The organism is Streptomyces purpurogeneiscleroticus (assembly GCF_020024005.1).
Taxonomy (GTDB): domain Bacteria; phylum Actinomycetota; class Actinomycetes; order Streptomycetales; family Streptomycetaceae; genus Streptomyces; species Streptomyces purpurogeneiscleroticus.
This window is the reverse complement of record NZ_NHSG01000055.1, coordinates 1-6,837: the sequence shown is the minus strand read 5'-3', so window position 1 is coordinate 6,837 and position 6,837 is coordinate 1. Positions and strand designations below refer to the sequence as shown.

Genomic DNA, 6,837 nt, shown 5'->3' with positions numbered 1-6,837 from the left:
GCGTTGTCAGACCCTCCCGCTACTGTGTTGAGAAGGGGACCTCGCAACCCCCCATTGGGGGAGAAAAGCGGGGGAAACGGTACGGCGCAAGGCGGCGAGGAAGCCGGCGGTGAGGGGGCCGAGTCACGCCGACAGCGGCGAGGGGCCCGGTCAGGCCGACAGCGGCGCCGCTGCCTCGTCGACCGCCGTGGCCACGTCCGGGTACACCTCGAAGAGCCGGCGCACGCCGAGTGCCGCGAGTACGCGGTTCACGTGCGAGCCGTCGACCGCGCCCTGGGCCGGCAGGATCAGCCGCAGCCGTCCCTGGCACGAGCGCATCAGGCGGCGCGCGGCGATCAGTACGCCGACGCCGCTGGAATCACAGAACTGCACGCCCGACAGGTCGAGCACCACACTGCGGCGCCCCTCGGCGACCGCGTCGTGCACATGCTGACGCACCGAGGGAGACGTGACCAGATCCATCTCACCGGAAACCTGCAGTACGGCCCAGGGCCCCTGCTCGTCTTCTGCCACCTTCAACGTCACGCGCTCGAAGCCTTTCGCTCGCTTTCGGACCGGACGCCTCCGGAGGCCATCCGGAACGCACCCTTCCCCGCATCGGCTGCCCGGCCTCGCACCCCTGAAACTCGAAAGAATTCCGCGCGCAACAGGCTGCCAGTACCCAGGCTATGCCCTGGATCATCGGCTTTTCTCTCCGCACCCGGTCACACACGAATAACGCGCGGGCAAAAACGGGCATGAACAGTCTGTATCAGTCGAGTTCTGACCGGAACCCCAATCAGAAAGTGACGAGTCCTATACCATCCGCAGTCGCCGCACGGCTCGTTTTGCCGTAAAGGAAGGTGCGCGGACGGACCGGAGCACTACATTCGATGGCACGGTGGACGCACGACGGACTCTGTGACGATGGACTTCTGTGACGGCGGGCACAGCGGCGGCGGAGAAGGGGGCCGTGGATGGTGAACGAAGCGCCACCGCGCTGGGACAGGCGGATGCAACAGCGGCTCGCGCGCGGCGAAGCGGCCGCGCTCGGAGAGCTGTACGACCGGTTCGCTTCGCTAGTGCACAGCCTCGCGCACCGCGTTCTGGAGGACGAGGCGGCCGCCGACCGGATCACCCGCGAGGTGTTCGGCTACATATGGGAGAACCCCGACGCCTACGACCCCAAGCAGGGCTCGCTGCGCTCGTGGGTCGCCACGCTCACCCACCGCCAGGCCGTGCACCGGCTGCGCCAGGCCGAGGCCGCGTCCGCGCTGGACTGCGGCGCGGACGCGCCCGGACCGGCCGAGATCGAGCAGAAGATCAACGCCGCCTCGACCGCGGCCCGCGCCGACTACATCGTCACGTCCATGCCGGCGCCGCTGCGCGCCGCGCTGGAACTGGCGTACTTCCAGCGCCGCGACTACCGCCAGACCGCCGCAGACCTCGGCGTCACCGAGGACGAGGCCCGTCGCCGGCTCCGCCTCGGCCTGCAGCTCCTCGCCACCGCGCACAACCACCAGGCGGGACCGCCCGCTCCGGGCCGCCCCGCGACGCCACCGTCGCCGGGCTCCGGATACGGACGGGCACTGTGAACGGCCCGGAGGACTGGGACCGTTACGGCCCGCAGGACCCGGAAGGCCCCGGCCGCCCGTGCCCCGGACGCGGTGAGCGCCCGCGCATACCGTCCCCGCGCCGCCCGGCCGAGGACCAGGGCCCGCTGCCGGACGTCCGCGCGTCCCGGCCGGACGAAGGGCCGCCGGAGGAACGGCGGGCGCAGGACGAACGGCGTACGCCGAAGGGTCAAGAGACGCCGAAGGGGCAGGAGGCAGCGGAGGGCCGGACAGTACCGGAAGGACGGGAAACGCCGCAGGAGCCGCGGGCGCCGGAGCAACGGAGGCCGTCCGAGGACGCCGCCACGGAGAAGGACGGGACCACGGACCAGGACACCGCCGGCGCCGGCCTGCCCGAGCCGCCGCACGCCGTGCTCAAGTCGCTGCTGGGCGCCTGGGCGCTGGCCGCCTGCTCGCCCGAGGAGACCGCCGCCGTCGAGGCCCACCTCACGGACTGCGCCGCGTGCGCGGACGAGGCGCTGCGGCTGCGGGACGCCGTCGGCCTGCTGCACCCCGCCGACAGCCTGGACCTGGACCCGCTGCTGCGCAGCCGGGTCCTGGAGAACTGCCTGGGCCGCCGCCCGGCCCGCATCCCGGTGCCCGAGTGGGCGGGCCCGTACGACGCGGAGACCGCCAAACTGGACGCGCTGCTGCGGGACATGGGCGAGTCGGAGTGGCGGGCCCCGGTACGGCTGCGGTGGTTCGAGAACGACCGTGCGGCCGTCCGTACCACGACCGTCGCCGGCGTCATCGGCCATCTGATGTCCGTGGACGGCCTGGTCGCCACGGCTCTCGGGCTCACCGACCCGCTCGGTGCCGCGGTTCCGGAGGACTCCCCCAGCGACCCGACGGAGCGCACGCTCGCGTACTGGCGCACCGCGGTGCACGAGGAGTCCCCGCTCGCCACCCGCGAGCCCTGGCGCGAGCAGTCCCACGCGCTGATACGCACGGTGGCCTTCGCGGGCCGTGGGGTCGCCGAACTGGCCGTGCCCTACGGGGACTTCCGGCTGCCGCTGCGCGACTCCATGCTGGAGCGCGCCTTCGAGTGCTGGGTGCACGCCGGTGACATCGCGGACGCGGTGGACTACCCGTACGAGGCGCCGGCCGCGCACCACATGCACGGCATGGTCGACCTGGCGGCGCGGCTGCTGCCGTCCGCGCTGGCGGTACGGCGGCGGGCCGGGCTGGCCGCGCCGCCCCGGCGGCTGGTCGAGGCGGGCACACCGGGGCGCACGCTGCACCTGGAGGTGGAGGGCAGCGGCGGCGGCCATTGGTACATCGCGCTGGACTCGCCCGGCGCGCTCGGCACACCGGACCGCACGGTCGCGCACATCGCGCTGGACAGCGTGGAGTTCTGCCAGCTGGCCGCGGGCCATGTCTCGCCCGAGGACGCGGCGGCGGGGCAGCACGGCGAGCGGGACGCGATCCGCGACGTCCTCTTCGCGACGGCTTCGCTCTCGCGCCTCTGACCCCGGTCGGAGGCGCGAGGGCGTCAGGCGCGAGAGCGTCAGGCGCTCAGGTGCGAGAGGAGCCAGCCCCTCAGGCGAAGACGACCGTCCGGCTGCCGTTGAGCAGCACGCGGCGCTCGCTGTGCCACTTCACCGCGCGGGCCAGCGCCTGGCACTCCACGTCCCGGCCGACGGCGACGAGCTGGTCCGGGGTGACGTCGTGGCCCACCCGCGCGACCTCCTGCTCGATGATCGGGCCCTCGTCGAGGTCGGCGGTGACGTAGTGCGCGGTGGCGCCGATCAGCTTCACGCCGCGCGCGTGCGCCTGGTGATACGGCTTCGCACCCTTGAAGCTCGGCAGGAAGGAGTGGTGGATGTTGATGATCCGGCCCGACAGCTCCTTGCACAGGTCGTCGGAGAGCACCTGCATGTACCGGGCCAGTACGACCAGCTCGACCTGCTCGGCGCGGACCAGCTCCAGCAGCTGCGCCTCGGCCTGCGGCTTGTTGTCCTTCGTCACCGGGATGTGGTGGAAGGGGATGTCGTACGAGGCGACCAGCTCGGCGAAGTCGGTGTGGTTGGAGACCACGGCCGCGATCTCCACCGGCAGCGCGCCGATGCGGGAGCGGAAGAGCAGGTCGTTCAGGCAGTGCCCGAACTTGGACACCATCAGGATGACGCGCATCTTCTCGTCGCCCCGGTGGATCTGCCAGTCCATCTGGAAGGAGTCGCCGACCGCGGCGAAGCTGGCGCGCAGCTTCTCCAGTGTGACGGCGGTCTCAGCGCGGAAGTGGACCCGCATGAAGAAGAGTCCGGTGTCCCGGTCCCCGAACTGCTGGCTGTCCACGATGTTGCACCCGGTCATGAAGAGGTAGCTGGACACCGCGTGCACGATGCCCTGCTTGTCCGGGCAGGACAGGGTCAGGACGTACTGGTCGGAGAGGGCGGGCTGCGACTGGCTCATGAGGACAAAGGGTCGCACATTCCGGTCCGCCGGTCACCGCCCGCTCCCCGGTGCCGGGCGGCGGGCACCGCCCGCGTGGCCCGGCTCACTCCTGCGGTTCCAGTCCCTTGGTGAGGATGGCCAGCACTTCGAGGGAGCGCGGGGGCGTGTCGGGGTCCTCGCCGTCGGCGGTCGCCATGCGGACGTGGGCGTCGCGCGCGGCCCGTACGGCCTCGGGCCAGCCGTGGTGCTCCAGGTAGGCGGTCACGGGGGCGTCCGCGCCGACCTGGTGCAGGATGCGCAGCACCCGCAGCACGGCGACGTCGACCAGCGAGGCTTCCTGGGAGTCCCGGAATATCGTGCCGACGTACTTCTCGGCGGACCAGTTGTCCAGCCAGGTGTCCTCCACCAGCCGGTACACGGCGTCGGTCACATCGCCGTAGCCGGGGAGGCCGGCCAGCCAGGTCTCCTGCTGGAAGACGGGGTCGGAAAGCATGTGCAGCGCCGAGCGCACATTGGCGCGCCAGCGCCACCACGGCATATCAGTGAGCGGCATGGCGCCCATGGTGGTCGAGCGGCGGCCGCGACGGGAAGACTTCTCCGAACCTTGCACAACAATCGATCGTACGTTCTTGGACACAGTGCGACGGGCCGGGGGGCCGGGACCGCCTCACCCCTGCTGTTCACCTTCACGTCACTTTCCGTTACCCGGACGGCACTCAGGTGTTCCGTCCTGGCCGGAAGGGTGCCGGTACATGACCGGATGGCGACGTTCCTTTCCCCGCTTCTGCCACCGCGCCACCGTGATCCGCTCAGCGACGGCGGGCGCGGCGGCCATGGCCGCCCTGCTGACAGGCTGCGGCACGCTCCCGGGGGCCGACGGGAACGCCGCCGCGGTCGGCGACAAGGACCCGATCACCGTGATGACCTGGGCGCCCGCCGGCACAAAGAGCACGAACATGGCCGGAATGCCCGCCATGGCCGAGGCGTACGCGCGCTGGGCCAACTCCAAGGGCGGCATCGCCGGCCACCGCCTGAACGTCCTCACCTGCAACGAACGCAACGAATCGGTGGCCGCCGCGCGCTGCGCCCAGAAGGCGGTCGCCGCGCACGCCGTCGCCGTCGTCGGTTCGTACAGCCGCCAGGGCCGCTCCTTCATGGCCCCGCTGGAGGCCGCCGGCATCCCGTACATCGGTGGCTACGGCGTCACCGGCGAGGAGTTCGACAGCCCGCTGTCCTACCCGGTCAACGGCGGGCAGGCCGCACTGCTGGCCGGCAACGGGCGGCAGCTGGCCGCCGAGTGCAAGCGCGTCTCACTGGTCCGCCCCGACACCATCCAGGGCGACCAGATGCCGCCGATCCTCAACGCCGGGCTGGCCACCGAGGGCCGGGCGCCCGCCCACGACATCCGGGCGCCCGAGAACGCCACCGACTACACCTCAGCGGCGCAGACCGCGCTGGACGAGGTCGGCGCCGACCCGGAGTTCTACGGGACGGCGGAGTTCGGCGCGCGGGCCAAGGGCGCCTGCGTGACCGCGACGCTCGGCGAGCACACCGACACGTTCTTCGACTCCTTCCGGCGCCTCCAGGAGGACAACCCGAAGGTGCAGATGGCGTCCGTGCTCGGCAGCGTGAACCAGACGCTGGTGGACCGTACGGGCGGCAAGTCCAGTCCCCTGGAGGGCGCGCTGGTCACCGGCTGGTACCCGGACGCGCGCGACCGGCGCTGGCAGCCCATGCGCGACGTGATCACCGAGCACGCCTTCAACGACAACCGCATCGACCCGGCCGACGCCGGCGTGCAGACCACGTGGATCGCGTACACCGTGCTGCGCGCGATGGTCGAGCAGGTCACCGAGGAGGGCAAGGACGTCACCGCGCACACGCTGCAGCGGGCGCTGGACGAGGGCGACCGGGCCGTCGACACGGGCGGCCTGACCCCGAAGCTGCGGTGGCGTTACGACGACATGCTCGCCGTGCAGTCCTTCCCGCGGATCGTCAACGCGATGGTGACCTACCAGGTCGTACGGGACGGCCGGCTGGTCGCCACGCACTCCGGCTTCGCGAATCTCACGAAGACGCTGGAGAAGCCGCGCCGGGACGCCTGATCGAGGCGACGGGCCCCGGTGAGACCGGGGCCCGCTCGGTCAGAGCTGCTCCGGGCTGTGCTCGGTCAGGCCGTACTGCTTCGCGATCGGGTTCCAGAGCTGCGCGGCTTCCTTCTTGGCCGTGGTGGCCTGGCCGCTGGCGGTGTTGCCCGCCACGGCCGCCTTCGTGCCGCGCGCCTTGCCCTTGTGGCAGCCCTTCTTGCCCGCGTGCGCGACCTGGTCGGCCCAGGTGGCGTAGTGGTTGTCGGCCGCCGCCGAGGACTTCCAGGCGTTGGTCAGCGCGGTGGTCAGCTCGATGTGGTCCGGCAGCTGGTCGGTGGAGAGCTTCCCGAGCCGGGTGACCAGGTCGTTCCGCTGCCCGGCCGCGTCCCGCAGGTCCTTGGCCGCGGCGCCGAGCTTGGTGCAGGACTTGATATTGGCGACCGCACCGATCACCGCGGAACGGCTGTTGTTGCTGTCCTTGAGCAGCGCGTCCAGTTCCTTGGCCTGTACCTCGACGGGGTCGGCGGTCGGCGAGGGCTTGTCCTGCTTTGCCGTGCCCGCCGACGACTTGCCGGTGTCCTTCTTCGCGCCGTCGTCGCTGCCGCTGAGCGCGTAGCCGACGCCGAGTCCGGCGCCTACGCAGACCACCACGACCGCGCCGATGATCACGGCGGGCGCGAGCTTGCGCCGCCGCCCGCCACCGCCGTGGCTGTTGCCGGAGCGGCCCTCGGGCGGGTACGGGCCCTGGGACGTGAAGGCGGGGT

6 protein-coding genes and 1 pseudogene are annotated in these 6,837 nt (G+C 71.7%); 3 read left to right on the top strand and 4 right to left on the bottom strand.

Going from position 1 to position 6,837, the window contains the following annotated elements; all coding sequences use genetic code 11:
- Nucleotides 1–150: 150 nt before the first annotated feature.
- The gene (locus CCS38_RS01620; RefSeq protein ID WP_030254346.1) at nucleotides 151–525 is read right to left on the bottom strand and encodes an STAS domain-containing protein; all 375 of its coding nucleotides are present in this window, start codon (nucleotides 523–525) and stop codon (nucleotides 151–153) included.
- Between the two features lie 431 nt (nucleotides 526–956).
- Between CCS38_RS01620 and CCS38_RS01615 the strand changes: the two genes are divergently transcribed.
- Together CCS38_RS01615 and CCS38_RS01610 are read left to right on the top strand one after the other, a co-directional pair.
- Nucleotides 957–1,574, top strand: a complete 618-nt coding sequence (locus CCS38_RS01615) for a sigma-70 family RNA polymerase sigma factor (RefSeq protein WP_223731373.1) — start codon at nucleotides 957–959, stop codon at nucleotides 1,572–1,574.
- Nucleotides 1,571–3,061 (top strand): zf-HC2 domain-containing protein, encoded by a 1,491-nt coding sequence (locus tag CCS38_RS01610; protein ID WP_223731372.1) that lies wholly within the window; start codon nucleotides 1,571–1,573, stop codon nucleotides 3,059–3,061. Before CCS38_RS01615 ends, CCS38_RS01610 begins: the two co-directional genes overlap by 4 nt.
- A 70-nt stretch (nucleotides 3,062–3,131) precedes the next feature.
- Here CCS38_RS01610 and purU read toward each other — a convergent pair whose 3' ends face one another.
- Together purU and CCS38_RS01600 are read right to left on the bottom strand one after the other, a co-directional pair.
- Nucleotides 3,132–4,004, bottom strand: coding sequence for a formyltetrahydrofolate deformylase (purU, locus tag CCS38_RS01605; protein WP_223731371.1), 873 nt, complete (start codon nucleotides 4,002–4,004; stop codon nucleotides 3,132–3,134).
- 85 nt (nucleotides 4,005–4,089) lie between these two features.
- Nucleotides 4,090–4,602 carry an SCO4402 family protein gene (locus CCS38_RS01600; protein WP_223731374.1) on the bottom strand — a complete coding sequence of 171 codons (513 nt, stop codon included), beginning with the start codon at nucleotides 4,600–4,602 and terminating at the stop codon, nucleotides 4,090–4,092.
- Nucleotides 4,603–4,738: 136 nt separating this feature from the next.
- On the opposite strand from CCS38_RS01600, the gene CCS38_RS01595 reads away from it, so the two are divergent.
- Complete coding sequence (locus CCS38_RS01595; protein ID WP_223731370.1) at nucleotides 4,739–6,091, top strand: ABC transporter substrate-binding protein; 1,353 nt, start codon at nucleotides 4,739–4,741, stop codon at nucleotides 6,089–6,091.
- Between the two features lie 39 nt (nucleotides 6,092–6,130).
- Here the strand turns inward: CCS38_RS01595 and CCS38_RS01590 are convergent.
- Nucleotides 6,131–6,837, bottom strand: a pseudogene (locus CCS38_RS01590) (hypothetical protein); the annotation flags it as partial.

What these genes read in the sequence shown, in the direction of transcription:
- purU (WP_223731371.1), bottom strand. Translation starts at nt 4,004, where the DNA reads ATGAGCCAGTCGCAGCCCGCCCTCTCCGACCAGTACGTCCTGACCCTG.
- CCS38_RS01595 (WP_223731370.1), top strand. Translation starts at nt 4,739, where the DNA reads ATGACCGGATGGCGACGTTCCTTTCCCCGCTTCTGCCACCGCGCCACC.
- CCS38_RS01615 (WP_223731373.1), top strand. Translation starts at nt 957, where the DNA reads ATGGTGAACGAAGCGCCACCGCGCTGGGACAGGCGGATGCAACAGCGG.